This is a genomic window from Roseateles sp. GW821-FHT09B06, from assembly GCF_059418245.1.
Genome location: NZ_JBWKPM010000029.1, coordinates 21,958 through 48,642, shown reverse-complemented (window position 1 = coordinate 48,642; position 26,685 = coordinate 21,958). Strand labels below are relative to the sequence as shown.

Below are 26,685 nucleotides of genomic sequence, written 5' to 3'. Positions count from 1 at the left end.
GGCCGCCGGGGCGGCGCGCTGGGGCCTTGTTCAGAAGCTGTAGCTCAGACCCAGTTGCAGCACCGGGCGCAGCTGTAGATCCCTCAGCAGGTCGTCCAGGCTTTGTGCAGCGTTGTTGCGCCCCAGGCGCAGCCCTTCGTGCGCGCTCAGCCCCGCGAGGCCGAGGTCGGCGCTGAAACCCCAGCCGCTGCGCAGCGACTGGCCGGTGTAGCCGATGCCCAGATAGGGCCGGGCCTCGGTGGCCTCGATGTCGGAGGGCAGGGTGGGGCCGAACAGGCTGATATGGCGCCGGCCGAACGCGACGCCGGGCCGCCGGCCCAGGCTGGCGCTGCGCAGCGCCAGGCCGGCGCTGCTCTGGCTGAGTGCGGCCGAGCCCATCAGCACGCCGCCGGTGGTGCGCAATCCGCCCTGGGTGCTGGCGCCCAGCAGCGAGCCGGTCAGGTAATAGTCGCCCAGCAGATTGGCGCTGAGCAGGCTGCGGCCACTGGCGCGGTTGTCCAGGCTGCTGAGCTGCACGCGCGCCTGCCAGCGCAGGGAATGTTTCTCGAGGGGCGGGAGCTGCAGGCCTTCGGCGCCGGCGGTCTGCAGGCTGCCGGTGAGCAGCAGCGCAATGGCCAGGGTGGGGACAGGGAGGCGGACTGCGGTACGCATGGCAAGCTCCTGCGACATGGCCTGCCGGGCCTCGGCCCCGAGAGCCCGGATGCGATCGATGCTAACTCCGCCGGCCGCGCCGTGCAGAACGAACTGCACCTTGTTCGGGGTGCTCTTGTGGCTTTTTGAACAAGTGGCGCCCGGGCGGGGCGGCCGGGTTCAGCCGGGCCAACGGCCACCGCTGACCCGGGGCTGGCCGCCCAGATCCTGCCGGCAGGCCAGGTCGACAAAACCCCGCTCGGCCAGCAGCCGGGCCACCGGCTCGGCCTGATCGTAGCCATGCTCCAGCAGCAGCCAGCCGCCGGGTCGCAGATGCGGCGGCGCCCCCTCGACCAGGAGGCGCAGTGCCGCCAGGCCGTCGCCACCGGGCGTCAGGGCGCTCAGCGGCTCGTGACGCAGGGCCGGCAGATGCGGGTCGTCGCCGGCGATATAGGGCGGGTTGCTGACGATCAGCTCGAAGCGCCGGCCTGCCAGCGGCTGCCACCAGTCACCGGCCAGGAATTCGACCTCCAGCGCCAGGCGGCTGGCGTTGGCCTGGGCAACCGCCAGCGCGCCGGCGCTGAGGTCAATGGCGGCAACGGCGGCGGCCGGGTGGCGGTGCTTGATGGCCAGCGCGATCGCGCCGCTGCCGGTGCCCAGGTCGACGACCTGCGGCGCGGCGGCCGCAAAACCCGGCAGCAGCGCCAGCGCCCAGTCCACCAGCACCTCCGTGTCGGGGCGCGGCACCAGGGTATGGGCATCGACCTGCAGGCTCAGGCCATGGAATTCCTTCTCGCCCAGCAGATAGGCCAGCGGCATGTCCTGCAGGCGCTGCGCCAGCCAGTCGACAAAGCGCGCGGCCTGCTCGGGCGTCAGTTCGGCATCGTCATGGGTCAGCAGCCAGGCGCGCTCGACCTCCAGCAGCGCCCCCAGCAGCAACTGGGCCTCCAGCCGGTCCAGGCCACGGCCACGCGCCTCGGCCAGCGCCTGGGCGACATTCATCATCAGCGGCCTTCCAGCCCGGCCAGCTGCTCGGCCGCCTGGGCGGCCTGCAGGCCGGCCAGCACATCGTCGAGGTCGCCGTTCATGATCGCGTCCAGCTTGTAGAGCGTCAGGTTGATGCGGTGGTCGGTCAGGCGCCCCTGCGGGAAGTTGTAGGTGCGGATGCGGTCGCTGCGGTCGCCGCTGCCGATCAGGCTCTTGCGCTGTGCGGCCTCCTTGGCGGCACGTTCATTCTTGTCCTTGTCGCGCAGGCGCGCGGCGAGCACGGCCATGGCCTTGGCCTTGTTGCGGTGCTGGCTGCGGTCGTCCTGGCATTCGGCCACCAGGCCGGTCGGCAGGTGGGTGATGCGGATCGCGGAGTCGGTCTTGTTGACATGCTGGCCGCCAGCGCCGCTGGCGCGGAAGGTGTCGATGCGCAGCTCGGCCGGATTCAGCTGGATCTCCTCGGCCTCGTCGGGCTCGGGCATCACGGCCACGGTGCAGGCGCTGGTGTGGATGCGGCCCTGGCTCTCGGTCGCCGGCACGCGCTGCACGCGGTGGCCGCCGGATTCGAACTTCATCCGGCCATAGACGCCGTCGCCGTCCAGGCGCACGACCAGCTCCTTGTAGCCGCCCAGGTCGGAGGCGTTCTCCGACAGGATCTCGCTCTTCCAGCCCTGGCGCTCGGCGAAGCGCAGGTACATGCGCGCCAGGTCGCCGGCGAACAGGGCCGACTCGTCGCCGCCGGTGCCGGCGCGGATTTCCAGGAAGGCCGGGCGCTCGTCGTCCGGATCCTTGGGGATCAGGGCCAGCTGAAGCTGTTCGTGCAGGCTGGCGATGTCTCCTTCAGCGCCGGCGATCTCCTCCCTGGCCATCTCCGCCATCTCCGGGTCGTCCAGCATCTCGCGGGCGGCGACGAGGTCGGCCTCGCGCTGCTGGTAGCGGCGGTAGTTGCCGACCAGGCCGCTGGCCTCGGCCTGCTCCTTGGTCAGCGCGCGATAGCGCTTCATGTCGGCGGCGACGGCGCCGTCGGCCAGGATGGTGTCGAGTTCCGCGAGGCGGAAGGCCAGGCGTTCGAACTGCTGGCGCAGGGAGTCTTTCATGGGGAGCGAAAAGCGGTGAATGGCTGAAGGGCCGGCCAGGTTGCCGGGGCGACCTCAGCGCCGCTAATGCTCGGACGCGGGATTCGTGGGACTGCGCGAGCTGTTGCGCAGGAACAGGCGCGAGACGGTCTGGGCCAGCTGCATGCGCTGCTCGCCCTCGCTGGCGTGCAGCTCGGCCAGCGCGCCATGCAGCATCTTCTGGGTCAGACCCTTGGACAGGGCTTCCAGCACGGCCTCGACATCCTCGCCGCGCGCCAGCAGCTTGCGGGCGCGGGCTGTTTCTACCGCGCGCCACTCGTCGGCCTGCGCATTCAAGGCCTGGATCAGCGGCACCGTGTGGCGCTGGCCCAGCCAATGCACGAAGCTCTGCACGCCGGCCTCGACGATGGCTTCGGCCTGCTCGACCGCGGCCTGGCGCTTCTCGCCGGCGCTCTGCACCAGGGTGGAGAGATCGTCCACCGTGTAGAGATAGACATCGTCCAGCTGGGCAACCTCGGGCTCGATGTCGCGCGGCACGGCCAGGTCCACCATGAACATCGGGCGGTGCTTGCGGTGTTTGAGCGCGCGCTCGACCGCGCCCAGGCCGATCAGCGGCAGGCTGGACGCGGTACAGGAAATCACCGCGTCGAACTCGTGCAGGCGCTGCGGCAGGTCGGCCAGGCGCAGCGCCTCGGCCGACAGCCGGCCGGCCAGCTTCTCGCCGCGCTCCAGGGTGCGGTTGGCGATCGCCATGGCCTTGGGCGTCTTGGCCGCGAAATGGGTGGCCACCAGCTCGATCATCTCGCCGGCGCCGATGAACAGCACCTTGATCTTGCTCAGGTCCTCGAACAGCTGGGCGGCCAGGCGCACCGAGGCGGCGGCCATGCTGATCGAATGCGTGCCGATCTCGGTGGAGCTGCGCACCTCCTTGGCCACCGAGAAGCTGCGCTGGAACAGCTGGTGCAAGGTGGTGCCGAGCGTCCCGGCCTGGTCGGCCTCGCGCACGGCCTGCTTCATCTGGCCAAGGATCTGCGGCTCGCCCAGCACCATCGAATCCAGCCCGCTTGCGACGCGGAAGGCATGGCGCGCCGCGGCGCTGTCCTCCATCACATAGGCATGGTCCAGCAGGGCGCTGCTGCCGACCCCGCCCATCTGGGCCAGCCAGGCCACGGCCGGCTGCACCATGGCGGGGTTGCCGGCCACATAGAGCTCGGTGCGGTTGCAGGTGGAGATCAGCGCGGCCTCGGGGCCGGCGGCGCCGCGGCGCGGCCCCTGCAGTTGCTCGCGAAAGCCGAGTAAGGTGGGGGCGAGTTGCTCGAGCGAGAACGCAAAACGTCCGCGCAGATCCAGGGGCGCGGAGTTGTGGTTGAGGCCGAGGGCGAACACGCTCATGGGCGGATTATAAAATTCAAGGCTTGTCCGCGTGAGGCCGGGGCCGCTATTCCCCGCACATGCGATTGATGCGCATCAAGAAAAAATGCTGCGCGGAACTTCAGCCCCCACCCATCTTGAGCCCTCTGGACTTCTTCTGGCATCTGTGCAACTTTCTCGCACCCGCCTGGGTGGTGGCCGCCCTGATGGCGGCCGGGCTCAAGCTCTTGTGGCGCCGGGAGCTGAAGGCCAGGCCCTGGGGCGGCCTGGCCTTGTGGGGCGGCATCGGCGGATCGCTGGGCCTGCTGGCCGCCCTGGCCCTGCTGGGCCGGGACGGCAGGATGGCCGGTTATGGGCTGATGATCTGCGCCATTGCCGTGCCGCAATGGGGGCTGACACTCAAGCGTTGAGCGCGCATGAGTCCGGCGCGCAACAGCGCCTTGTCAGTTGATCTTGAACATGAATTCCTGATCGAAGAAGTGATTACCCGGGCAGACATAAGTCTCGCGCAGGGTGCGGGTCACGACCTCGATGAACCTTTCATTCAGGCTCGGGTCGATGCTGCCCACCTTCAGCTTGGCATCGACCAGCGAGACCTTGCCGTCGGTCACGCGGGCACGCACGTGCACGACGAGGGTGCCCGTAGCGTCGACTCGTGGCACATCGGGCTTGCCCATGGCGCTGCAGATCATGGCCGCACGCACCGGGACCAGGCCGCCGCTGGGCTCGTCGGCGATCGCTGCCGCAGCCGTACTCGCGGCGGCCGCGGCTCGGTTGGCGGTATCGGCCTCGCGCCACTGGGCGCTGCCGCGCATTCTCTGCTCGTCGGTCAGAGGTGCATGGTCGAACTTCACCCGCAGGTAGAAGACATGCTTCTTGTCTTCACCGCCGCAGCTGTAGTTGTTTTTGACGTGCGCCCTCAGGCTCTCGGCGACGGTTCGGTTGCTCTGCTTGTCCATGCCGCGGATCACATCGACATCGACGTCGTCGGGGCGGCCTTCCTTGGCCGTGAGGGTGACTCTGTAGTCAAAGCTCCCCATCCACGGCACCTGCGGCGGCACGTAGCGGCTCGTGGTGCGGCAGGTCGGCAGCGCGGCGGCGGCGCCAGGCTCCGTGGCCTGCAGCCCATGCGCCGCCAGGCCCCAGAACATTAGGCCCAGCGCAGCGGCGGGCCGTATCAAACGGTTCGGTTTCATTTTCCACTCCCTCGCCTGCTCACTGGCGGGCCTGAATCTGCCACGACTCTTTCCGAGTTTGTCAGCGGGCCTCTGGGGCGGGAGTTTAGGCAGATTCGAACGCCGTCGGCGGCTTATTGAGTCAAGTCGGCCATCACCACCTCGGCGCGCAGCGAATGCGCGAAGGCCTGGGTGATGCGCACATCGATCAGCTGGTTCATCAGGCGCGGCGCGCCCTTGAAGTTGACGATGCGGTTGCACTCGGTGCGGCCCATCAGCTCGCTCGGGTCCTTGCGCGCATTGCCGGTCACGAGGATCTTCTGCGTGGTGCCGACCAGGGTCTCGCTGATGCGGATCGCATTGGCCTCGATTTCGGCCTGCAGCTCCTGCAGGCGCTTGACCTTGGTCTCGTAGGGCGTCAGGTCCTCCAGGTTCGCGGCCGGCGTGCCGGGGCGCGGGCTGAAGATGAAGCTGAAAGACGCATCGAAGCCGACGTCGCGCACCAGCTTCATCAGCTTGGCATGGTCGTCCTCGGTCTCGCCGGGAAAGCCGACGATGAAGTCGCTGGCGATGCGGATGTCGGGCCGGATCGCGCGCAGCTTGCGCACGATGCTCTTGAACTCCAGCGCGGTGTAGCCGCGCTTCATCGCCATCAGGATGCGGTCGCTGCCATGCTGCACCGGCAGGTGCAGGTGGTTCACCAGCTGCGGCACCTTGCCGTAGGCCTCGATCAGGCGCGGGCTGAACTCGTTGGGGTGGCTGGTCGTGAAGCGCAGGCGCTCGATGCCGGGGATCTCGGCCGCGTATTCCAGCAGCAGGGCCAGGTCGGCATATTCGGCCGTATCGCCCATCTTGCCTCGGTAGGCGTTGACGTTCTGCCCCAGCAGATTGATCTCCATCACGCCCTGGTCGGCCAGGCCGGCGATCTCGGTCAGCACGTCCTCGAAGGGCCGCGACATCTCCTCGCCGCGCGTGTAGGGCACGACGCAGTAGCTGCAGTATTTGGAGCAGCCTTCCATGATCGAGACGAAGGCCGAGGCACCCTCGACCTTGGCCGGCGGCAGGTTGTCGAACTTCTCGATCTCGGGGAAGGAGATGTCCACCTGCGGGCGGCGCTGGGCCTGGCGCGCCTCCAGCATCTTGGGCAGGCGGTGCAGGGTCTGCGGGCCGAACACCAGGTCGACATAGGGCGCGCGCTCGATGATGGCGGCGCCTTCCTGGCTGGCCACGCAGCCGCCGACACCGATCATCACGCCCTTTTCCTTCAGGTGCTTGACCCGGCCCAGGTCGCTGAACACCTTCTCCTGCGCCTTCTCGCGCACCGAGCAGGTGTTGAACAGGATCAGGTCGGCCTGCTCCGGGTCCTCGGTCTTCTCGTAGCCCTCGGCGGCGCCCAGCACGTCGGCCATCTTGTCCGAGTCGTACTCGTTCATCTGGCAGCCGAAGGTCTTGATGTATACCTTTTTCATCGCATCGCCTCCTGCTTCAGCGCTTGGTCCAGGTCTGGGTGCCGGGCTCGAACAGCCAGCCGGCGGCTTCCTGGGGCGTGCGCGGCCAGGTCTTGTTGGCCAGCTCGGCCGGGTTCAGCACCCAGACGTCCATCAGCAGGCCCGAGGCGGGCTCCACCGTGTAGTGCACGGCCAGCTTCTGGCCGGCCACGCTGGCCGGCTGCAGCAGCAGATTGGTGTCGCCGCGCAGGCGTGCGCCGGGGGCCAGCTTGGCGGCCCGGCCGTTCAGGCTGACATCGGGCGCCTGCAGCACGAGCAGTTCGCCGCGCAGGGCCTGGACCGGGAAGGGGCGGTGCACCTGGGCCTGGGCCGGGATGCAGCAGACGAGGGCCGCGACGCAGGCGGCGAGGGCGGAGGCACAGCGGTACATGGTATGTGTCCAGTGGCTGCGTTGAGGGGATGGGGGATGAAAGACAAACGGCCTCGGGGGCATGCGACATGCCTCGGGCCGTTTTCTGCGGGTGGACAATTTTAGTCTATCGGGCATGGGCCTTGCCCTGGGCCTCCAGCAGGAAGTACAGCAAGCCGGCCAGCATGAGCGGCGCCAGGTAGTAGAAGGCCCGGTAGGCCAGCAGCGCCGCCAGCAGGGTGGACTGGGGCAGCTGCGCGCCCAGCAGCGCAAGAAACACCACCTCCAGCACCCCGATCCCGGCCGGCACATGGGTCAGCACGCCGGCCACCGCCGCCGCCAGCAGCACCGCCAGCACCTGTGCATAGGGCACGGCGCCCTGCAGCAGCACGAAGATCACCGCGGCGATGGTGAGCCAGTTCAGACAGGACAGCGCCAGCTGCAGCAGGGCCAAGCGCAGGCCGGGTAGACCGAACTCATGGCCGCGTAGGCTGAAGCGGCGCCGCCGCGCCAGGCCGCACAGGGCCAGATAGCCGCCCACCAGCAGCCACAGCAAGGCGCCCAGGCCCTGCAGCATGCCGCCGCCCAGGCCCCAATCGGCCGGCGGCGTCACCAGGCGCAGCAGGAGCAGGCCGCCGGCCAGCAGGCCGTAGCCGAGCCAGTTGCTCGCCAGGCTCAGGCCCAGCACCTGGACGATCTGGGCCTGGCTCAGGCCCTCACGTGCATACAGGCGCAGGCGCAGCGCGAAGGCGCCGACCAGGGCGCCCAGGTTCAGGTTGAAGGCGTAGCTGATGAAGGTGATGCGTATCACGCGCGGGCGCGGCACGCGGTGGCCGGTGCAGGCCCGGCCGATCAGGTCGTAGCTGCTGTAGATCAGGTGGCTCAGTGCGGCCAGCAGGGCGGCGCAGGCCAGCGCGGCGGGGGGCAGGGCCAGCAGCGCGGCCCAGACCTCGCCCCAGGCGATCCTGCGCGCGGCCCATGCCAGCAGGGCCAGCACCGCCAGCATGAAGGCCGCGTCCAGCCAGCTCCGCCAGGCGGGGCGGGTGGCCGCCGCCGTCGATGGGGCGGGCCTGGGCATCATCGCGTCGGCCTCAGTCGGCCCGCTCCTGCAGCAGCGGCTCCATGCCGGCCTGCCATTGCCAGGCTTCGACCGGCTCGTTCTGCGGCGCCTGCACGATCACCGAGCTCTCCGACGCCGGTATCACGCGCTGCTCGCGCGCCGGCAGGCTGGCGGCCCAGCGCGGGAAATGCCGTATCACATGGAAGACCAGGGCGCCGACGCCCAGCTGCCACCACCAGCGCCGCGCGGCCGTCTGCTCGATCCCGACCTGCTCGCAGCGCTCCCGCATCAGCGGCTGCAGCTTTTCGCGCAGCAGGGCGTTGAAGCCGCGATCGCGCACCATCAGGTTGGCCTCCAGGTTCAGCGCCAGGCTCAGCGGGTCGAGGTTGCTGGAGCCGACGGTGACCCACTCGTCGTCCACCAGGGCCACCTTGCTGTGCAGCGGGCGCTCGCGGTACTCGTGGATGCAGACGCCGGCCTCGATCAGCCGGTGGTAGACCATGCGCGAGGCATAGGCGGCCCAGCGGATGTCGGGCTGCCCCTGCAGGATCAGGTGCACGCGCACGCCGCGCCGGGCGGCATGCTGCAGGCTTTTCAGCAGGCGGTAGCCGGGGAAGAAATAGGCGTTGGCGATGATCACCTCGCGCCGCGCCGAATGCAGGGCACGGCGGTAATGGCGCTCGATGTCGTCGCGATGCCGGTGGTTGTCGCGCGTCACCAGCTGGGCTCGCGCCGCTCCGGCCGCCGGCAGGCTCTCGGGCGCTGGCGCCTCGGTCTGGCGCGGCAGCCACCAAGGCCGCCCGAGCGGCCCGTCCCGGGCCGGCGCGATCAGCTGCCGGGCCTCGCGGCGCAGCCGCGCGACGATCGGCCCCTCGGCCCGCACCGCATAGTCCTGCTTGGCCGCGGGGCCGTAGTCGGCCAGATGGTCGGCCGAGAAATTGATGCCGCCGATGAAGCCCACGCGGCCGTCGACCACGACGATCTTGCGGTGCAAGCGCCGGAACGGGCGCAGCCGGCGCGACAGCTTGGGGGGCGGATCGAACACATGCAGGCGTACGCCGGCCTCGGTGAGCGCCGTGATGAAGCCGCGCGACAGCTCGGGCGAACCGAAGCCGTCCACCGTCACGTCGATCCGCACACCGCGCCGCGCCGCCGCCAGCAGCACCGCATGCAGGGCCAGGCCGACCTTGTCCTCGAAGAGGATGAAGGTCTCGATCAGCACCTCCTGCGTGGCCGCCTCGATGGCGGCGAACACGGCCGGGAAATACTCCTCGCCGTTCTCCAGCAGGCGCAGGCGGTTGCCGCCGATCCAGTCCAGCTCCTGGTTCATAGGCTGATCTCCGCGGCCAGCGGGGCATGGTCGGACAGGTGCGACCAGGGGCGGCGCGGCAGCACCAGGGGGCTGTGCACCGCCGCGCCGCGCACATAGATGCGGTCCAGCGCCAGCAGCGGCCAGCGCGCCGGGAAGGTGCGGGCCGCCCGCCCATACTGCTGCAGGAAGACCTCGCGCAAGCCGGCGCCACGGCTCAGCAGCCGGTGCGCGCGCTCGCGCCAGTCGTTGAAATCGCCCGCCACGATCACCGGGCTGTCGGCGGGCAGCCCGGCCACCAGCCGGCACAGCGCGCGTAGCTGCTGCTGCCGGTGCGCCTCGCGCAGGCCCAGATGCACGCAGATCGCGTGCAGCTCGCGCCCGTTCGGCAGGGCCAGCACGCTGTGCAGCAGGCCGCGGCGCTCCGGGCCGCCGACCGAGACGTCGTGGTTCTGGTGCCGCACGATGACGAACTTGGACAGCAGGGCGTTGCCGTGATGGCCCTGCGGATAGACCGCGTTGCGGCCATAGGCATAGGCCTGCCACAGGCTGTCGGCCAGGTACTCGTAATGCGGTGCATCGGGCCAGCCCGGCACGCGGGCGGCATGCAGGGCGTGCTCGCCCAGCACCTCCTGCAGGAACACGAGGTCGGCCGAGACGCTGCGCACCGCCTCGCGCAGCTCATGCAGGATGAAGCGGCGGTTGAAGAAGCCGAAGCCCTTGTGCAGGTTGACGGTGAGGATGGTGAGGCTCATGGCGGGGCCCGGGGGAGCGCCGACTCATGTTGCGGCCTCCCGCAAGGCCCACTTGTCGGACGGCGCCGCATCGGGCGATCGGACGGCGGCGCGTTCGCCGGGCCCGGCAGGGCCGGCCGGCGCTAGAGCGGCATGCTTCGGCCGACGACCTGGTCGCCGAACCGGATGGGCGCGGCCATGTGCCAGCGGCCGCGACCGGCGGCCTTGGCCTCGTACAGGGCCCGGTCGGCGCGCTCCAGCAGCAGCGCCGGTTCGACCCTGTGCTCGCGCGAACCCTGGTACCAGGCGATGCCGATGCTGGTGGACGGCATCAGCGTCGCCTCCGGCAGCACCATCGGCTGCGTCACGCTGCCGATGATCTTCTGTGCCACGGCACGGGCCTGATCGGCCTCGTGCAAGTCCTCCAGCAGCACGACGAACTCGTCGCCGGCCAGGCGGCAGACCAGATCGGTGGCGCGCACGCATTGTGTCAGGCGTTCTGCAAAGGCCTTCAGCACGGCATCGCCGGCCGCGTGGCCGAGGCCGTCATTGATGTTCTTGAACTTGTCGATGTCGAGGAACAGCAGGGCCAGACCCTGCTCGTGGCGCTGCGCGCGCGCCAGCGCCTGCGGCAGCAGTGCCTCGAGATGGCGGCGATTGGGGGCGCCGGTCAGGGCGTCCACCCGGGTCAGGCGGTCGAGGTTCTCGGCCAGCAGCTTGGCGGCGCTGATGTCGCTGGCCAGGGTGTAGACGCCCGCCACCGTGCCATCTTCCAGCAGGTCGGGAAGATAGTCGATGTGCAGCTGGCGCCGCACGCCATGGGCTTCGGCCTCGGCCTCGAAGTCCAGGCGCTCGCCGGCCAGGGCGCGCGCCAGCATCGGGCGCCGGGCCTCGTACTGCGCCGGCGGCAGCAGTTCCGACAGGCGCCGGCCCACCGCCGCGCCGGCGTCGATGCCCATCCAGCTGCCGAAGGTGGCATTGAGGAATTGCAGGCGCTGCTCGCGGTCGATGTAGGAGATCAGGGCCGGCAGATTGTCGGCAATGGTGCGCAGGCGGCGTTCGCCGGCCTGCACCTGGTTCAGGGCCTGCCGCAGCTCCAGCGTGCGCTGCTCGACGCGCTGCTCCAGCGAGGCGTTCAGCTCGGCCAGCATCGCGTCCTGGCGCGCCTGGCGCTCGGACAGCTCGCCCAGCGCGTCGGACAGCAGTGCCGCCTCGCGGTAGCCGCCGATGCGCGGCACGCGGCCCTCGCCCAGGTGGTGGCGCGCAGCGATGGCCTGGGCCAGCCGCACCAGCGGGGCCGACAGCCGGCGCGACAGCAGCCAGGCCAGCGGCACGGCCAGCGCGATCAGCAGCAGGGCGGTGGCGGCGATCTGGGCGCGCAGCCGGTCGTAGTCGGCCAGCGCCAGCGCGGCGGGCTTGCGCAGCAGCACGGTCCAGCCCAGCCCGGGGTAGGCGCCATGGCCGCGGGTGGCCGCGTTGACGACAAAGTAGTCGATGCCGGCGTCCGTGTAGCGCAGCGCGCGGTCGGCCAGGCCCTGGCTGCCGGCCGGGCCGAAGCCGGGCAGCGGCTTGCCCTCCAGCGTTGGCGGTCCCAGCAGCACGGTGCCGTCCCTGGCGATCACCAGGGCCTCGGCCTCGTGCGACTCCATCGCGGCGTCGAGCAACTCGCTCTTGATCTGGCGGGCCCAGCTCCAGCTCAGGTGCACGCCGAAGACGCCCAGCGCCTGGCCGCGGTCGTCGCGCAGCGGCCAGGCGAAGTCGACGAAGCGCCAGGGTTCGTCCTGCTGCGGCAGCAGCTTGGCCAGCAGCAGGGCGGCATGCACGTCGCCCACATAGATGCCCTGGTTCGCATTGATCCACCAGGGGCGCTGCGCGACGTTGGCGCCCTCCAGCATGCCGCCGCCGGCGGCCAGCACCCGGCCCTGGGTGTCGGTGATGCCCAGCCAGGCGAAATGGGGCAGGCCCAGCTGGATCTGGTTGAGCGCGCGTCGCAGCGCCGCCACGTCGTCATGGCGGCGGAACAGCTCCAGCTGCGACAGCACCTTCACCTCCTGGAACTGCTGGGCCATGCCGCGGTCCAGCGCATCGCGGAAGTCCATCGCGATCTGGCGCAAGGATTCGGTGGCCCGCCGCTCGGCATGGGCGCGCGCGAAGGCCTCGATCAGCAGGGCGCAGCCGGCCACCGCCAGCAGCATGGCCGCCAGTACGGCGGCGGTCAGCCAGCTGCCCAGCGACAGGCGGTCGCCGCGCGGAGCCGGCGCCGCAGGGGCTTGAGAGGGTTGCATGGGGGCTTTTTATCCCGGGGCCGGCGCGCTCACAAGCCGGAATAGCGCCGCGTGCACCAGGCGGGCGCGGCGAGGGCTGCACTACGGCGGTGCCCGCTGGCGCCCGGCACCAAACTCGGGCAAGCTCTTGCCGAGGCCCTGGGCACAGGGCTTGCATTGGTCCTGGTACAAGCGAGCGAGACGGAGTCCCTTCATGCATGACCTGACCCTGCCCCCCGCGGGCCATCACGACGAAATGCTGCTCGCCAGCGGCGAGATCCGCCCGCATTACCAGGCCTTTGCGCACTGGTTGCAGGCGCAGAGCCCGGAGAACCTGGCCAAGAAGCGGGCCGAGGCCGACCTGCTGTTCCACAAGGTCGGCATCACCTTCGCGGTCTATGGCGACGAGGCCGGCGCCGAGCGCCTGATCCCCTTCGACACCGTGCCCCGCATCGTGCCGGCCGGCGAGTGGCGGATGCTGGAGCGCGGCCTGCGCCAGCGCGTGACCGCGCTCAACAAATTCCTGTGGGACATCTACCACGACCACGAGATCGTCAAGGCCGGCCTGATCCCGGCCGAGCAGGTGTTCGCCAACGCGCAGTACCAGCCGGCCATGCAGGGCCTGAACCTACCGCATGGCATCTACACCCACATCACCGGGGTGGACCTGATCCGCCATGCGGACGGTGGCTACTATGTGCTGGAGGACAATCTGCGCGTGCCCAGCGGCGTCTCCTACATGCTGGAGAACCGCAAGATGATGATGCGGCTCTTCCCCGAGCTGTTCGAGCGCTACCAGGTGGCGCCGGTCGCGCATTACCCGACCCTGCTGCTGAACACGCTGCGCCATGCCAGCCTGGTGGACAACCCGACGGTGGTGGTGCTGACCCCCGGACCCTTCAACTCCGCCTATTTCGAGCATGCCTTCCTGGCCCAGCAGATGGGGGTGGAGCTGGTCGAGGGGCAGGACCTGTTCGTCAAGGACGATTTCCTCTACATGCGCACCACGGTGGGGCCGAAGCGGGTCGATGTGATCTACCGCCGCATTGACGACGCCTTCCTCGATCCGCTGGCCTTCCGCGCCGATTCGATGCTGGGCGTGCCGGGCCTGCTGTCGGTCTACAAGCAGGGCCACCTGATCCTGGCCAATGCGATCGGCACCGGGGTGGCGGACGACAAGTCCATCTACCCCTATGTGCCGGACATGATCCGTTTCTATCTGGACGAGGAGCCGATCCTGCACAACGTGCCCACCTGGCAATGCCGCAAGCCGTCCGACCTGGACCATGTGCTCAAGCACATGGCCGAGCTGGTGGTCAAGGAGGTGCATGGCGCCGGCGGCTACGGCATGCTGGTCGGCCCGGCCGCAACGAGCGCCGAGGTGGAGGACTTCCGCGAGCGGGTGCGCGCCGACCCGAGCAACTACATCGCCCAGCCCACGCTGTGCCTGTCGAGCTGCCCGACCTTCGTCGAGAGCGGCATCGCGCCGCGCCACATCGACCTGCGGCCCTTCGTGCTGACCGGGCGCGAGACAACCATGGTGTCGGGCGGGCTGACGCGCGTGGCGCTCAAGCAGGGCTCGCTGGTGGTGAACTCGTCCCAGGGCGGGGGCACCAAGGACACTTGGATCCTGGAGGCCTGATGACGGCTCACCCCCTACGCGCTGCGCGCGCCCCCTGCAAGGGGGCGGTGCCGACCGCCCGGCAAAGCCGGATCGGCGGCACCCGCTCGGAAACACATTGTTGGCATGTGACGACCTGGTCGCCCAGCCACGCGGAGAACGTCGATGCTTTCTAGAACCGCCGCCCAACTCTATTGGATGAGTCGCTACCTGGAGCGCGCCGAGAACCTGGTGCGCATGCTGGACGTGACGCACTCGCTGTCGCTGCTGCCGCAGTCGCGCGGCGCGCTGACCGAGCTGGCCGCGCCGCTGGCCGTCACCGGCGCGCTGGAGGCCTACAGCGCCAGCCACCCCAAGCTGGAAGCCCAGGCCCTGTTCAACTTCATGGCGCTGGACCTGGCCAATCCGGCCTCGGTGCTGTCCTGTCTGAAGCTGGCACGCGAGAACGCCCATGCGGTGCGCGGCCAGATCACGGCCGAAATGTGGGAGGCCATCAACAGCACCTGGCTGGAGGCGCGCGGCTTCCCGAAGCGCGGCATCCCCAGCGTCTCCAGCTTCTTCGACTGGGTCAAGGAGCGCTCGCACCTGTTCCGCGGCGCCACCTACGGCACCCTGCAGCGCAACGATGCCTATTGCTTCATCCGCCTGGGCACCTTCGTCGAGCGGGCCGACAACACGGCGCGCCTGCTGGACGTGAAATCGCAGCTGATCGAGCCGGCGGTGGAGTCGCTGGTGCCGGTCGACATGCCCAGCGACAGTGCACCGGACTTCTACGCCTGGAGCGCGCTGCTGCGTTCGCTGTCGGCCTTCGAGGCCTATCACGCGGTCTACCGCGACAACCTGGATGGCCGCCGCGTCACCGAGCTCTTGATCCTGCGCCCCGACGTGCCGCGCTCGTTGCGCGCCTGCTGCGACGAGATCGTCGCGATCCTGCCGCAGATCGAGGCCAACCGCGGCAGCCTGGATGCCGGGCGCCAGGTCAAGCAGCTGGCCGGACGGCTGGCGCTGCGCCTGGAATACGGCGGCGTTGACGAGATCCTGGAAGAGGGCGTGCACCGTTGGCTGACCGGCTTCCTGGACGAATCGGCCAGCCTGGGCGAGGCGATCCGGACGGCCTATCTGGAGGCCACCTGAACGCGCCGCCGCTGCCATGCACCTGATCATTGCCCACGAGACCATCTACCGCTACCAGGCCCCGCTCACGCGCAGCACGCAGTATCTGCGGCTGACGCCGCGCAGCGGCACGCGCCAGTCGGTGCTGCGCTGGTCGCTGAGCCTGCCCGCGAAGGCCAGCCAGACCTGCGACGCCTACGGCAACATCCTGCATGTGCTGACCTTGGAGGGCGCGGGCAGCGAGATCCACCTGGTGGCGCGCGGTGAGGTCGTGACCGGGGACGCGCCGCCCGCGCCCGACCCGCTGGACGAACTGCCCGCGCCGCTGTTCCTGCGCGCCTCGCCGCTGACCCGGCCCGATGCGGTGCTGCGCGATTTCGCGGCCGGCTTCGCCCGCGAGGCGGCCGGCGATGCGATGGCGGCGCTGCAGCGCCTGATGCGGGCGCTGGGCGAGCACATGCCCTACACGCCCGGCTACACCGATGCCGCGACGCCGGCGGCCGAGGCCTTCGCGGGCCGCCTGGGCGTCTGCCAGGACCATGCCCAGGTCTTCGTCACCTGCGCCCGCCTGCTGGGCCTGCCGGCATGCTATGTGTCGGGCTACCTGGCCACCGATGCCAGCCATGTGGCCAGCCACGCCTGGGCCGAGGTGCGGCTGCCGGGCGAGGCCGGCGGCTGGCTGGGCTTCGACGTCAGCAACCAGTGCCTGGCTGACGGCCGCTACGTGAAGCTGGCGATCGGCGCCGACTATCTGGATGCCTGTCCGGTGCGCGGTATGCGCCAGGGCGGCGGCGGCGAGCTGCTGCATACCGTCGTGCAGGTGACGCCGGCCGAGCCGGCCCAGCAATAAACTGCTCCAACATGACCTACTGCGTTGCCATGCGGCTCAAGGCCGGCCTGCTGTTCGCCTCCGACACGCGCAGCAATGCCGGCATCGACCATATCTCGACCTTCCGCAAGATGACGGTGTTCGAGCAGCCGGGCGAACGCATGATCTGCGTGCTGAATGCCGGCAACCTGGCGACGACGCAAAGCGTGCTCAGCCTGCTGCGCCAGCGCTGCGAGCATGAGGGCGTGCACCTGATGAACCTGCCCTCGCTGTACGACGCCGCCGAGCTCTTGGGCCGGGTGCTGAAGGAGGTGCTGGCGCGCGATGCCGACAAGGCCACGCAGGGCCAGGGCGTGGACTTCGGTGCCAGCTTCATCATCGGCGGGCAGATCCTCGGCGAGGCGCCGCGCCTGTTCCAGGTCTATCCGCAAGGCAACTTCATCGAGGCCAGCGAGGACACACCCTATTTCCAGATCGGCGAGGCCAAGTACGGCAAGCCCATCATCGACCGCGTGATTCGCTATGGCTCCAGCCTCAACGAGGCGACCAAGTGCACGCTGATCTCTTTCGACTCGACGATACGCAGCAATCTCTCGGTGGGTCTGCCGATCGACATGCTGATCCAGCGCGCCGGTAGCTTCGAGCCGGCCGCACCGCACCGCGTGGAGAGCGATGATCCCTATTTCCTCAAGCTCAGCCGCGGCTGGGGCGAGGGCCTGCGGCGCGTGTTCGGCAAGCTGCCGGACGAGGAGTGGTTCGGCTGACTCGCGTCGTCGGGGCGCATCAGCGCCCAGCGGCGGATGGCAGCGGCAGGCCACGCAGGGCCCGGGCCAGTTCGGGCGGCTGCCAGATCGTGATGCGCTGCTCGGCGGCATAGGGCAGGGCGTTGTCGCTGAGCGGGGCCAGGGCGATGTAGAGCGCCTCCTCGGCCGCCCGGGCTTCGCGCGCGCCCTGCAGGGCGCGCAAGGCCTCCAGCCCGATGCGGGCCGATTTCCAGCGCCGCGCGCAGACCAGCGTCCGGCGACCCTGACGTTCCAGTTCGAAGTCGAAGCTTGCTTCGCCCTTGCCGTGCTGCACCGCATAGCCGTCGCGCCGGAAGGCTTGTTCCAGCAGGGCCGCGAAGGCCGGCCAGGCCAGCGTCGACAGGGCTTGCTGCGTCTGCGCGATGCGTGCGGCGCCGGGCTGGCGCCATTGGCGGTGGGCCGCCACCAGGCCGATCACGAAAAAGGGCAGGCCCGACAGCGTGCCGACCACGCGCAGTTGGTCCGGCAGCAGCGCGAGGCTCAGCAGGCCCAACAGCAGACCGACGAGGAGGCTGATCCACCAGGGCGAGCGCAGCAGGATTGCGAACAGCGAGTTTTTCGCCATCTGTAGTTTCAAGGGGGGCTCCGGTGCGTTGCGGGGAGGAGGGGTTGAGGCAATGATGCCGCCTGGCGCCGCGGGGCGAGGCCTGAGGCCGATTCTCTTGCACCGCGTGTTGATTTCGCCGAATCCAGACCTACCTGAAATGCTTGTCAAACTGGTGGCCTCTGAGCCGGAGCGGGTCTGTCAGGTGGCCCACGCGCTTCTGAAAGCTGCAGGTGATCAGATGGGCAACATCGCTACATCCTGGTACTTAAGCACGGAATGGTTGTTGGATATTGCTCTGCCACTTCAGGACATGGGTCCGGACGAGCGCGTGGCCGGATCAGTGCTCTTCGAGCGCATGCTGGAGTACAACATGCCACAGGCCAGAGAGATGACGCTGGATTTGGACAAGCGCACGCCTGTCGGCGGTAGCCCCGGCGCGCCGGTCCGGCGTAGATCGCGGCCGAGGGCACGCAAAACGTCAAGGCGGTCTTGAACGGGTACGTTCGCTGGCCTCGCGAAGCGGCCTTACATCTGCTCTTACATCGCGAGCGATGACGAAAAGCAAAAAGCCACCGCTAGGGTGGCTTTTCTGTCTAAGTGCCTGGAGCACAAGGACATTGTTTGGTGGCGCTTCAGGGACTGGCGTAGTCCGCAGCGTCTCCAGCAAAATTTCCTTGTAAAACAATGACTTGGAGAATTTGCCGGGGTGCCAAATTCGCCAAGGAGTGGACCCCGGAAGTGGACTCCCAAGACCTAGTTCCAGCATTGTATCCATAGACCCCTTACAAATAGAGCGCGGCAATTCGAATGACTACTGCGCAAGCCCATCGGCCTCATGCGGCTGCGCCGGCAGGAAGAAATGCAGCTTCGGGGAAAGTTGCCTTCTGGCGATCTGCTGCGGGAGGAGATGAATTTGCGTGGCAAACTCCCAAGAGCTCGCGTGCCGGAGTGATCCGCGTCGCAGCACGCCGAGGAAGCGAAAGGGCCGCGTAGTCGGCCCCGCTCCTCGACCGAGTGCAGTGCCCGGGGATGGCGCGCCACGGTCGACGGCACCGTTTCGCCAGGGAGGGAGTTTTGTTTGAGAGCACTGACTGCGAGCCGCGCGGAATCTTCGAGACGGCCGCGGATTTTCGCTTAGCGTCGTGTCGGGATTTCGCCGTGGTTTCCGTTCTAGGGAAACAGGCGACTGTCTGCCATGCAGTTGCGTCGCCTCATCAAGGCATGTCGCCACCTCGAATCAGGGCGCAGGAATGGGCTCGTTGATGCCTCCATCCTTCTCTCCAATGGCTTGCACTTTTCCGTCTTCGTTGCATTGCCATCTGCCCCCAGCGAGCTTCGCTCGCGCGCCATTTGGACCAATGACGGACGACCGGTTGCGCGGGCGGGATCTCGCATGAGAATGATTCCGTCACGCCCCCCCTCGGCCGCCACGGGGTCCGAAATCGAGATCTTCAGGCTTCTTGAACGGCTTGACCTGGGCGAGCATGCCATCGGCTTCAGTTCCCTCAACCTGTCGAACCACGAGTACAAGAAGTGGGGAGAAATTGACTTCGTGGTGCTCATGCCGGAAGGCTTGCTGGTGCTCGAGGTCAAGGGTGGGCAGGTCTACTGCACCGATCGCGGGATCTGGCGATATGAATCAGGGAACGCGCAAGCGATCGAGCGCGCCGAGTCACCGATGGCGCAGGCCAGCTCAGCTTACTTTTCATTGAAAGACCGTCACCTGAGCCCCGCGCTGGGTCGCCAACTTGTCCATGCTGCACCCTCCGGGTTTGGCGTCGTGCTGGCAAAGACATCGGCACGGGATGCGGCCGCCCGCGGGTTGATTGGCGGTACCGAGATGCCGGTCGAATTGGTCGCGACAAGGAACGAAGTTGACACTCTCCCCGGCCTTGCCGAGACGCTGTCCCGCTTCCTCGGGCATTGGCGTGCCAAGAAGGCGTTTCGAAAATGGACGGCGGACGAAGTCTTTCGCATCGCGGCGGCGATGCGGCCGTGGTTCGATAGGGTTGCACCGTTGTCCTTGAGCGTGGCCCGAGTGAGGGAGGAGCAGCTTTCCTTGACGATGGAGCAGTACCGCATCCTTGATTTCAGCGAACGCGAAGATCGCGTGATCTGTTCGGGTGGCGCTGGCTGCGGGAAAACGCTCTTGGCGATCGAATGCCTTAGGCGAGAAGCGGATGCAAACCCGCTTCTCGTGACGGGCACGGATCTGCTTGCAAGTCATTTGCGTGCGTCCCATGTCGTCGATCCGTCCCGCGTGGTCTCCTTCTCTGAACTAGCCAGCCATCCGCGCGGTGAGCGCAGCGCCTACGGATGTCTGATCGTCGACGAGGGGCAGCAGATAACGAGACCGGCAGCACTTGAGACCCTCTCGCGATTGCTTGACGGGGGGCTGGAGCGGGGGAGGTGGCGGTGGTTCACGGATCCGAACAACCAAGTAGCGGCAAGCAGTGAATTCGACGATGGCAGTCAACGTCGCCTCCAAGAGCTGGCGTTCAGTGGCTCGCTGAGCCACAACTGCCGCAGCACTCCGCAGATCATGCAGACAGTGAGGGTGGTGACTGGTGCGCAGATTGGAAAAGACTGCGCGAAAGGGCATGGCCCCGAGGTCATCTTTTCGTCTAGTCGCGAAGCGCACGCCCAGTTGCGATCGGCCGCGCAGACGATCCGCTCTTGGCTCGAGGACAGGGAAATCTCGCCGGGCGACATTGTCTTGCTTTCGACCCGTGAAATCGATTTTTCCTCCATTCCCCAGATCGCCCGGCTGTCTGGCTTCGGCTATTGCGCCTGGCGCCCAGGCTGGGCCGCGTCTGCTTCCTATCGCACGCATTTGGCTGCCTCGACGATCGAGGCATTCCGCGGAATCGAAGCTCCGTTCGTCGTCTTGTGCGACGTGGATGCGTCGCGAGAGCAACCTGTCCGCGATCTATACCTCGGGATGACCCGGCCCAACTTCGGACTATTCATCGCAGCAGACCATGATGTCATTGCTAGCGCGGTAGCCCGGGCCGGTTCGCAATCAAATCCAAGCTGAAGGACTTCGTCATGGCAAGTTACCAGCCGCGCGACAACGTGGTCACCTATCTTCGGTCGGTGCTTTTCGGGCCGGCTGGCGGCGCGGAAGAAGAGTTGCTCGGGACCCCGTTCTTGCGCTACATGACCGGCATACTTTTTCCCGTTGGCGGGCAGATCGAGACTGTCGCCGATACAGTAAGCGCAAGCGCAGACGAACAAGTCCAATCAAGCGAGAAGAGCGACGACACCTTTGGCGACCAAGGTTCAGCGGTATCTCTGACGTCTGAGGCACTCCCTTCAGCGGTGGGCATCAGCTTCAAAGTAGCCGATTCCACTTCAATTTCATGTTCTGTATGGGCCGCTCGCTATGAGCAACCTTCGGCTCCCGTGGCGGGCGCGAAGCGAGGTGCTGTCAAGTGGCATCGACGACCGATTGCGACCCAAGAGAGCCCGGAGGTCGTCGTCATCGACAAGACCAGCTCGGAGGTTCTTGTCTTCGGAGGCCGTGCGCGGCTCGTGCCCCGCTGGCGCAAGACTGATAGTGGCCATGCGATCGTGACGCTCGCGCTAGTCAACTGCCAGACCGGTTCCGGACGTGGCGCAGATCCAGCCTATTCATTGTTCCAAGTTGGGATGAAGTGCGAAGCGAGCGAGGGCATCCTGCCATATCCGCAAGTCGGCACGAGTCATGACGACGAGACCGAAGAGGCGGAGGTTGAATTCTTGTATCGGGCCGTGCAGCCTTATGCGCGAGGGCACGGAGCGGCAGCCAACTGGGCAGATCCTGCCGAGGGGCGAAGCAAATGGGTCGCGGTTGATTTTGTCCCCAGCGTGGATGTTCCCAAGGCAACGTTCGAGCTCTCGGCACCTGGAGTCAGCACGAAGTGCTGCGAACTTGCGTTCCTAATCGAGGCAGAGAGAAAGTCGGTCGTTGCCGAGCTACAGCAGCTTGTCGACGCCTACAAGGCCTGGGTCACCAAGCAGCGCGAGGGCGTCAAGGCTTCCGGCAACAAGGTCGTGGCAGGGCGCTTTGCGAAGCGCGCCGAGGACTGGCTCCGACGCATGGAACTCGGCGTAGCGCTACTCGAGAAGAACGATGTTGCGTGGCAATGCTTCCGACTTGCGAACGAGGCGATGGCGATGCAGATGGTGCTGGTCAAAGGGCGGCCGAAGGTGCCCTACACCCGCGCCGACCGAAGTGCACGGCCCAAGTTCGATTTCACGGGCCGGTCGTGGCGTCCGTTCCAGATCGCCTTCATGCTGGGGACCATTGAATCGATGTTCGTCAGAGAGTCGCCGGACCGCAGTGTCGTCGACGTCATCTGGTTTCCAACAGGCGGCGGCAAGACAGAGGCGTACCTGCTGGTGTCTGCGTTCGAGATGATCCGGCGGCGCCTCGTGCACGGGGAGCGTGACACGGCCACGGCGATCTTCAGCCGCTACACGCTTCGATTCCTGACTGCGCAGCAGTTCCAGCGGACGGGCGCATTGATCGTGGCCATGGAGCTCCTGCGGCGGCGTCCGGGGATCGGCCTTGGCGAGCGGATGTTCACCTTGGGCCTATGGGTTGGCTCCCGCGTTACGCCCAACACGTTCCGCAAGGCCAACGATGATTTCCAGGAAGAGTTCGAAAGCCGGAGCCCCCGGAACAAGTTCCTCCTGCAATCGTGCCCATGCTGCGGAACAGAGATATTTCCTTCAGGAAGAGGAGGCGCGCGCCGAGGTTGGACCGAGCAAGACTTTGGTATTGACAGCGGGCCCGAGCACTTCCGATTCCGCTGCACGAATTCGACCTGCGAATTCTCGGATGAGCTACCCTTGAATGTCATCGACGAGGCCCTCTATGAGCAGCCTCCGTCCCTGTTGCTCGGGACGATCGACAAGTTCGCTCTTCTTCCATGGGATAGCCGCGCACGGCCCTTCTTTGGCGGGACCGATGACGAGTCAGCACCACCTTCGCTGATCCTGCAGGATGAGCTGCACCTGATTTCTGGCCCGTTGGGCTCGCTGGCGGCTCCATATGACGCAGCCATCGATGCAATCATCTCGGTGCGAGGGGGATGCGCCAAGCGAATTGGATCCACTGCCACGATCAGGAACGCGCGAGAGCAAGTCCGCGGTCTGTATGGCAGGGACGTCGCGGTATTCCCGTCACCCGGAAGCAGGTGGGACGATGCCTTCTTCTTCAGTACGGACGAATCGGCACCAGGTCGCACATACGTGGGAATCATGGGCCAGGGCTACGTCAAGCCGGTAGTAGCGATGGCATGGACTTCGGCCGCCATGTTGCAGGCCGTTCGCGAAGTAGCGCTTCCGCCGGACGCCATGGATGCTTATTGGACGCTCCTCGCGTACCACAACAGCAGGCGCGAGCTGGGACGGACCTTGACCGCAGCAAGGGACGAGGTGCAGGCCCGCATCGGGGCAATTGCTTCTTCCAGCGCGTTGGAGCGGGAGGTTGGCGAGCCGCTCGAGCTTAGCGCGAACATGGTCAAGAGCCTGGGAGAGGCAATCGAGGCATTGGAGAAGCCCTATTCGCCAAAAGACCCACCGGTGGACTTGGTGCCCTGCACGAGCATCATTTCCGTGGGCGTAGACCTGGACCGCCTGGGCGTGATGCTCATGAACGGCCAGCCAAAGCTAACCTCGGAATACATCCAGGCGACCAGCCGAGTCGGACGCGGAAAGGTGCCCGGTTTGGTTGTCTCGCTTTTCTCTGCGACCAAGCCGCGGGACCGCTCTCACTATGAAGACTTCCGCGGCTACCACGACACGATCTACAAGCACGTCGAGCCGACTAGCGTCACTCCGTACGCGTTGCCTGCACGAGAACGCACTCTGCACGCGGCGCTCGTAGCTGTGGTTCGCCACGCGACCAGTTTTGAACTCAATGAGGCCGCGAAGGAGATCGACTTCCATGATCCAGAGGTAGTCCGTGCGATCGCGGCGCTCTTGGGCGTCATGTGTGACAGCGATCCTTCGGAAGCCGCGGAGGTGACCGCATTGATGGCCGATCGACTTGGCGAATGGAAGCAGGTGGCCGAATCCGGCTTCCCGCTTCTCTATGAGCGGCGGAAGGCAGGTCACCAGTTTGCGTCCCTGCTGACTGACTATGGCAAGGCGAGGGCCGGCGCATGCTGGCCAACCATGATGTCCGTCCGCAACGTGGACGGCGAAGTTTCGATCCGGGTCGCATAGTCTTTGAGGGGAGCGAGAAAGTGGAAGAACGTTCGATACGAGCAGCGCAGTTGATCTCTCCGTTCGGCCCGGGGGCGGTAATTGACCTTGGAAGCGAGTCCTTCACGTGCATGGACATCTCTGCATGGCCAGCTTCCGAATGCCCTGTGCTTGAGGACAACGCTTTGCAGCGGGCCTTGGGCCAGATCATCCGGCGGCCGCCCACCGGAGAGCAGCTTGGCCAGATTCCCTTTAGCCGCTTCCCGCGGTGGATGTTTTGCCCATCATGCCGGCGACTCTTCAACTACTCGCAGGCAGACGACGCCCGGGCCGAGTTCAAGGTGCCTGAGTGCTTCGATGGTGATTGCGGCCATGCCACGTTGGTACCGATGCGCTTTGTCGTCGCGTGTTCGCAGGGACATCTCCAGGATGTCGATTGGTTCCGCTGGACGCACAAGAACGCCCAACTGCCTGAGACCGGACAATGCGGACGGCAAACTGCAGAGCTCTATTTCGACACGACTGGCGCAAGCGGAGGCGACTTCAACGCGATGTCAGTCAGGTGTATTAGCTGCAAGGCCAGCAACACGTTTGAAGGGCTTACCAACCGACCGTATCCCTTCGGCTGCCATGGCCGCCAGCCTTGGCAGGCGTATCGGGAAGCAGGCTCATGCAACGAAGCGCCCCGCGTATTTCCTCGGGCCGCCAGCAATGTCTACTATGCCCAGACCAGAAGCGCCCTCGACATTGGTTCCGACGGTGTAGGTGGTGGCAGTGATTCCCTAGCGGCGTTGAAAGCATGGCTTGCCACGCATCCGCGCGTCGTTGGCTTGCGCCCGGTAGTCCGGATCATGCCGACGTGGCGCGAAACTCCGATCCTGTTCTCGGACATCGTCAAGGATGGCGTCGACGAGTTCGGGCTCTCCGAGGATGACGTGCGCAGCGCGGTCATCGATTCGCTCGACCCTGATTCCAACGTGGCCCAAGCGGCCACCCAGGACCGGGACAATAGCCAGCACGGCTTCCTCCGCGCGGAATGGCCGTACCTTGCTCGCAAGACGGGCATTCAAGGCAAGCACCTTCGGACGACCGCCCACGACCTCGCTGGACTTTGGCCGCCTGAGTATGCAAAGCCATTCGAGCAGATCACACTTGTGGAGCGACTACGCGAGGTGCGAGCATTGCTTGGCTTTAAGAGAGTCAAGCCAGACACCGACGGCGCCGAGGTGCTCGTCGACTTGGGCACAGGCATGGATTGGTTGCCAGGCGTCGAGACGTTTGGGGAGGGCATATTCCTCAAGCTCTCCGAGCCCTTTGTCGCCGCTTGGGAGGCCAGGGTGGTGCCGGAGACCATGGCCCAGATGGCGCGGCTTGCGCAGGCCTGCTCGAGATGGGGCCGGGAACCAATTGGCGTCTACGCTTCGCCGCGGTTCATCGCGCTGCATACGCTTGCGCACGGGCTTGTCCGACGGCTTGCCTTCGACGCAGGCTACTCCTCTTCCTCGATCCGAGAGCGAGTCTATTGCGACCAAGGCGTCCATGCTGCCGCCGGGATCCTCCTCTATACCTCCGATGGAGACTCGGAGGGTTCACTGGGGGGGCTGGTGCGCCAAGGCCTGCCCGAAAGGTTCCTCGGAACGCTCCAGCGCACTCTTGCAGACCTATCTTGGTGCTCTGCAGATCCTGTCTGTTCGGAGATGGAAACGCAGGGCGTGGATGGCATGAACGCAGCTGCTTGTCATGCCTGTGCCTTGATCTCGGAGACCAGCTGTACTTTCAACAATAGCCTGCTCGATCGGCGCCTGGTGGTCGGCACAGGCAACAAGCGCGTCCCGGGCCTGTTGGAGACCCTCGCAATGAAGGCGGCTTGAACGATGCGATTCCCGAGCTTGTCCCAGCTTGATCGTGACCAGACGGCCGTCTACCAAGGCGCGCATCCAGAGGGCGCCGTGCTCATCGTGGGTCCCCCGGGTACGGGCAAGAGCGTGATTGCCTTCCATCGAGCGCACTTCCTCTCCAAGATGAAGAGGGATCCGCGAGTCATCATGTTCAACAAGGTGCTGGCCCGGTATGCCACCAAGCGCGGTGGCGTCGCAGACGACGTAGTAGTCTCCACCCTGCATTCCTGGGCCTATGGCTGGTGGAAGGCCGTGGCAGGAAGGGGTGCCAAGCCCCCGCAAGCCGGCGACAAGTACACCTTCGACTGGGGCGCGATGGGGCAACAGTCGGTGCCCGTTGTCACCACCCAAGATGGTGCTTCGAGGGCGAACTGGGGGCATCTCATCGTCGACGAAGGACAAGACTTCCCGCCGTCGATGTACGGTGCGCTTCGCACGGTCATGGACCTTGCGAATTCCGTCGGAGGCGCCGCGCCGAAACTCGGCTTGACCGTACTGGCCGATGAAAACCAGCGGCTGACGCCAGACAAGAATTCATCGCTCGCTGAAATCAAGATGCAACTGGGCTTGAATGGGTCGGGAGCCTCTGTCTTCACGCTGAACAAGAACTATCGGAACACGAGGGAAATCGCCGCGTTTGCCGCAAGGTTCTACGTGGGCCTGGGCAGCGGAATGCCAGAGCTTCCCCGCAGGTCAGGCGAGCTGCCCATGGTGAGCACGGTCGCGCGCCCGACGCATGACAAGTTCCTTACCGCGTGCGCTGAGAAGATCGCGCTGTACGCGAAGAGCCGGCGTACCGAGGAAATCGCAGTCTTGGTGATGAAGAACAAGGACCGGACCAAGATGGTCAACCGGCTTGAGGCCAAGTTCGAGGGCACTGGCATCAAGCTCCAGACATACGCTAGCAAGGACGAAAGTTGCCCCGTTGAAGGGCTGGAATTCGATACGCCTGGCCACGTGACCGTGTTGAACTGCAATAGCGCCAAGGGATTGGAATTCGATGCCGTGTTCCTGGTCGATCCAGGTCAGCTAATGGATGATGGCGGTTCGTCGGAGCTCGCTGCAAAAATGACGATGTACGTGATGTGCTCCCGTGCTCGCTCCATGCTCAACATCATGCTAGTTGATGCGGCGCCTTCCCGGGCACTCATGGCAAGCGCGCCGGCATCCCTGGGGATTTATGACGAGGAGGTTTTGTGACGGACCAGGTGGCAAC

Annotated in this window: 22 protein-coding genes; 10 read left to right on the top strand and 12 right to left on the bottom strand. The window is 66.7% G+C overall.

The window, feature by feature from the left end; translation table 11 throughout:
• Positions 1-30 precede the first annotated feature (30 nt).
• From AC07OQ_RS20320 to hemA, 4 genes are all read right to left on the bottom strand, one after another.
• Positions 31-651, bottom strand: coding sequence for a hypothetical protein (locus tag AC07OQ_RS20320; RefSeq protein ID WP_495054963.1), 621 nt, complete (start codon positions 649-651; stop codon positions 31-33).
• 159 nt (positions 652-810) lie between these two features.
• On the bottom strand, positions 811-1,632 hold the full coding sequence (prmC, locus tag AC07OQ_RS20315) for a peptide chain release factor N(5)-glutamine methyltransferase (RefSeq protein WP_495054974.1): 822 nt from the start codon (positions 1,630-1,632) through the stop codon (positions 811-813).
• Positions 1,633-1,634: 2 nt separating this feature from the next.
• Positions 1,635-2,714 (bottom strand): peptide chain release factor 1, encoded by a 1,080-nt coding sequence (gene prfA, locus AC07OQ_RS20310; protein WP_495054962.1) that lies wholly within the window; start codon positions 2,712-2,714, stop codon positions 1,635-1,637.
• A 63-nt stretch (positions 2,715-2,777) separates the two neighbouring features.
• The gene (gene hemA / locus AC07OQ_RS20305; protein ID WP_495054961.1) at positions 2,778-4,085 is read right to left on the bottom strand and encodes a glutamyl-tRNA reductase; all 1,308 of its coding nucleotides are present in this window, start codon (positions 4,083-4,085) and stop codon (positions 2,778-2,780) included.
• Positions 4,086-4,201: 116 nt separating this feature from the next.
• Between hemA and AC07OQ_RS20300 the strand changes: the two genes are divergently transcribed.
• Positions 4,202-4,474 carry a hypothetical protein gene (locus tag AC07OQ_RS20300; protein ID WP_495054960.1) on the top strand — a complete coding sequence of 91 codons (273 nt, stop codon included), beginning with the start codon at positions 4,202-4,204 and terminating at the stop codon, positions 4,472-4,474.
• A gap of 33 nt (positions 4,475-4,507) precedes the next feature.
• On the opposite strand, the gene AC07OQ_RS20295 is transcribed toward AC07OQ_RS20300, so the two are convergent.
• The 7 genes from AC07OQ_RS20295 to AC07OQ_RS20265 all read right to left on the bottom strand — a co-directional run bounded on the left by AC07OQ_RS20295 (position 4,508) and on the right by AC07OQ_RS20265 (position 12,484).
• Positions 4,508-5,260: a hypothetical protein gene (locus AC07OQ_RS20295; RefSeq protein ID WP_495054959.1), complete on the bottom strand. Its 753-nt coding sequence runs from the start codon at positions 5,258-5,260 to the stop codon at positions 4,508-4,510.
• A 113-nt stretch (positions 5,261-5,373) separates the two neighbouring features.
• Entirely contained in the window at positions 5,374-6,708 is a 1,335-nt protein-coding gene (miaB, locus tag AC07OQ_RS20290) for a tRNA (N6-isopentenyl adenosine(37)-C2)-methylthiotransferase MiaB (protein WP_495054958.1), read from the bottom strand.
• Positions 6,709-6,724: 16 nt separating this feature from the next.
• On the bottom strand, positions 6,725-7,117 hold the full coding sequence (locus tag AC07OQ_RS20285; protein WP_495054957.1) for a hypothetical protein: 393 nt from the start codon (positions 7,115-7,117) through the stop codon (positions 6,725-6,727).
• 106 nt (positions 7,118-7,223) lie between these two features.
• Positions 7,224-8,177 carry a lysylphosphatidylglycerol synthase domain-containing protein gene (locus AC07OQ_RS20280; RefSeq protein ID WP_495054956.1) on the bottom strand — a complete coding sequence of 318 codons (954 nt, stop codon included), beginning with the start codon at positions 8,175-8,177 and terminating at the stop codon, positions 7,224-7,226.
• Positions 8,178-8,187: 10 nt separating this feature from the next.
• On the bottom strand, positions 8,188-9,486 hold the full coding sequence (gene clsB, locus AC07OQ_RS20275) for a cardiolipin synthase ClsB (protein ID WP_495054955.1): 1,299 nt from the start codon (positions 9,484-9,486) through the stop codon (positions 8,188-8,190).
• Positions 9,483-10,220, bottom strand: a complete 738-nt coding sequence (locus AC07OQ_RS20270) for an endonuclease/exonuclease/phosphatase family protein (RefSeq protein ID WP_495054954.1) — start codon at positions 10,218-10,220, stop codon at positions 9,483-9,485. Before AC07OQ_RS20270 ends, clsB begins: the two co-directional genes overlap by 4 nt.
• A 122-nt stretch (positions 10,221-10,342) precedes the next feature.
• The gene (locus AC07OQ_RS20265; RefSeq protein ID WP_495054953.1) at positions 10,343-12,484 is read right to left on the bottom strand and encodes a diguanylate cyclase domain-containing protein; all 2,142 of its coding nucleotides are present in this window, start codon (positions 12,482-12,484) and stop codon (positions 10,343-10,345) included.
• Positions 12,485-12,677: 193 nt separating this feature from the next.
• Between AC07OQ_RS20265 and AC07OQ_RS20260 the strand changes: the two genes are divergently transcribed.
• The 4 genes from AC07OQ_RS20260 (at position 12,678) to AC07OQ_RS20245 (ending at position 16,790) form a co-directional block, all read left to right on the top strand.
• A complete protein-coding gene (locus AC07OQ_RS20260; protein WP_495054952.1) occupies positions 12,678-14,105 on the top strand; it encodes a circularly permuted type 2 ATP-grasp protein in 1,428 nt (475 codons plus the stop codon).
• A gap of 144 nt (positions 14,106-14,249) precedes the next feature.
• Positions 14,250-15,218, top strand: coding sequence for an alpha-E domain-containing protein (locus AC07OQ_RS20255; RefSeq protein WP_495054951.1), 969 nt, complete (start codon positions 14,250-14,252; stop codon positions 15,216-15,218).
• A gap of 16 nt (positions 15,219-15,234) precedes the next feature.
• Complete coding sequence (locus AC07OQ_RS20250; RefSeq protein ID WP_495054950.1) at positions 15,235-16,047, top strand: transglutaminase family protein; 813 nt, start codon at positions 15,235-15,237, stop codon at positions 16,045-16,047.
• Between the two features lie 11 nt (positions 16,048-16,058).
• Positions 16,059-16,790, top strand: a complete 732-nt coding sequence (locus tag AC07OQ_RS20245; RefSeq protein ID WP_495054949.1) for a proteasome-type protease — start codon at positions 16,059-16,061, stop codon at positions 16,788-16,790.
• Positions 16,791-16,809: 19 nt separating this feature from the next.
• On the opposite strand, the gene AC07OQ_RS20240 is transcribed toward AC07OQ_RS20245, so the two are convergent.
• Positions 16,810-17,406 carry a restriction endonuclease gene (locus AC07OQ_RS20240; RefSeq protein ID WP_495054948.1) on the bottom strand — a complete coding sequence of 199 codons (597 nt, stop codon included), beginning with the start codon at positions 17,404-17,406 and terminating at the stop codon, positions 16,810-16,812.
• A gap of 127 nt (positions 17,407-17,533) precedes the next feature.
• Here AC07OQ_RS20240 and AC07OQ_RS20235 point away from each other — a divergent pair, with 127 nt between their 5' ends.
• The 5 genes from AC07OQ_RS20235 (at position 17,534) to AC07OQ_RS20215 (ending at position 26,669) form a co-directional block, all read left to right on the top strand.
• Positions 17,534-17,869, top strand: coding sequence for a hypothetical protein (locus AC07OQ_RS20235; RefSeq protein WP_495054947.1), 336 nt, complete (start codon positions 17,534-17,536; stop codon positions 17,867-17,869).
• A 702-nt stretch (positions 17,870-18,571) separates the two neighbouring features.
• Entirely contained in the window at positions 18,572-20,413 is a 1,842-nt protein-coding gene (locus AC07OQ_RS20230) for an NERD domain-containing protein (protein WP_495054946.1), read from the top strand.
• A gap of 11 nt (positions 20,414-20,424) precedes the next feature.
• Positions 20,425-23,592 carry a hypothetical protein gene (locus tag AC07OQ_RS20225; RefSeq protein ID WP_495054945.1) on the top strand — a complete coding sequence of 1,056 codons (3,168 nt, stop codon included), beginning with the start codon at positions 20,425-20,427 and terminating at the stop codon, positions 23,590-23,592.
• Positions 23,529-25,442, top strand: a complete 1,914-nt coding sequence (gene drmB, locus AC07OQ_RS20220) for a DrmB family protein (protein ID WP_495054944.1) — start codon at positions 23,529-23,531, stop codon at positions 25,440-25,442. The genes AC07OQ_RS20225 and drmB overlap by 64 nt, the downstream gene beginning before the upstream one ends.
• A 3-nt stretch (positions 25,443-25,445) precedes the next feature.
• A complete protein-coding gene (locus AC07OQ_RS20215; RefSeq protein WP_495054943.1) occupies positions 25,446-26,669 on the top strand; it encodes an AAA family ATPase in 1,224 nt (407 codons plus the stop codon).
• Positions 26,670-26,685: the final 16 nt, after the last annotated feature.

Coding starts and splice junctions, on each gene's coding strand:
- AC07OQ_RS20320 (WP_495054963.1), bottom strand. CDS start 651: ATGCGTACCGCAGTCCGCCTCCCTGTCCCCACCCTGGCCATTGCGCTG.
- drmB (WP_495054944.1), top strand. CDS start 23,529: ATGCTGGCCAACCATGATGTCCGTCCGCAACGTGGACGGCGAAGTTTC.
- AC07OQ_RS20225 (WP_495054945.1), top strand. CDS start 20,425: ATGGCAAGTTACCAGCCGCGCGACAACGTGGTCACCTATCTTCGGTCG.
- prfA (WP_495054962.1), bottom strand. CDS start 2,714: ATGAAAGACTCCCTGCGCCAGCAGTTCGAACGCCTGGCCTTCCGCCTC.
- AC07OQ_RS20285 (WP_495054957.1), bottom strand. CDS start 7,117: ATGTACCGCTGTGCCTCCGCCCTCGCCGCCTGCGTCGCGGCCCTCGTC.
- AC07OQ_RS20235 (WP_495054947.1), top strand. CDS start 17,534: ATGCTTGTCAAACTGGTGGCCTCTGAGCCGGAGCGGGTCTGTCAGGTG.
- AC07OQ_RS20280 (WP_495054956.1), bottom strand. CDS start 8,177: ATGATGCCCAGGCCCGCCCCATCGACGGCGGCGGCCACCCGCCCCGCC.
- AC07OQ_RS20265 (WP_495054953.1), bottom strand. CDS start 12,484: ATGCAACCCTCTCAAGCCCCTGCGGCGCCGGCTCCGCGCGGCGACCGC.
- AC07OQ_RS20230 (WP_495054946.1), top strand. CDS start 18,572: ATGCAGTTGCGTCGCCTCATCAAGGCATGTCGCCACCTCGAATCAGGG.
- AC07OQ_RS20270 (WP_495054954.1), bottom strand. CDS start 10,220: ATGAGCCTCACCATCCTCACCGTCAACCTGCACAAGGGCTTCGGCTTC.
- AC07OQ_RS20245 (WP_495054949.1), top strand. CDS start 16,059: ATGACCTACTGCGTTGCCATGCGGCTCAAGGCCGGCCTGCTGTTCGCC.
- AC07OQ_RS20295 (WP_495054959.1), bottom strand. CDS start 5,260: ATGAAACCGAACCGTTTGATACGGCCCGCCGCTGCGCTGGGCCTAATG.
- AC07OQ_RS20215 (WP_495054943.1), top strand. CDS start 25,446: ATGCGATTCCCGAGCTTGTCCCAGCTTGATCGTGACCAGACGGCCGTC.
- hemA (WP_495054961.1), bottom strand. CDS start 4,085: ATGAGCGTGTTCGCCCTCGGCCTCAACCACAACTCCGCGCCCCTGGAT.
- AC07OQ_RS20255 (WP_495054951.1), top strand. CDS start 14,250: ATGCTTTCTAGAACCGCCGCCCAACTCTATTGGATGAGTCGCTACCTG.
- prmC (WP_495054974.1), bottom strand. CDS start 1,632: ATGAATGTCGCCCAGGCGCTGGCCGAGGCGCGTGGCCGTGGCCTGGAC.
- miaB (WP_495054958.1), bottom strand. CDS start 6,708: ATGAAAAAGGTATACATCAAGACCTTCGGCTGCCAGATGAACGAGTAC.
- AC07OQ_RS20250 (WP_495054950.1), top strand. CDS start 15,235: ATGCACCTGATCATTGCCCACGAGACCATCTACCGCTACCAGGCCCCG.
- clsB (WP_495054955.1), bottom strand. CDS start 9,486: ATGAACCAGGAGCTGGACTGGATCGGCGGCAACCGCCTGCGCCTGCTG.
- AC07OQ_RS20260 (WP_495054952.1), top strand. CDS start 12,678: ATGCATGACCTGACCCTGCCCCCCGCGGGCCATCACGACGAAATGCTG.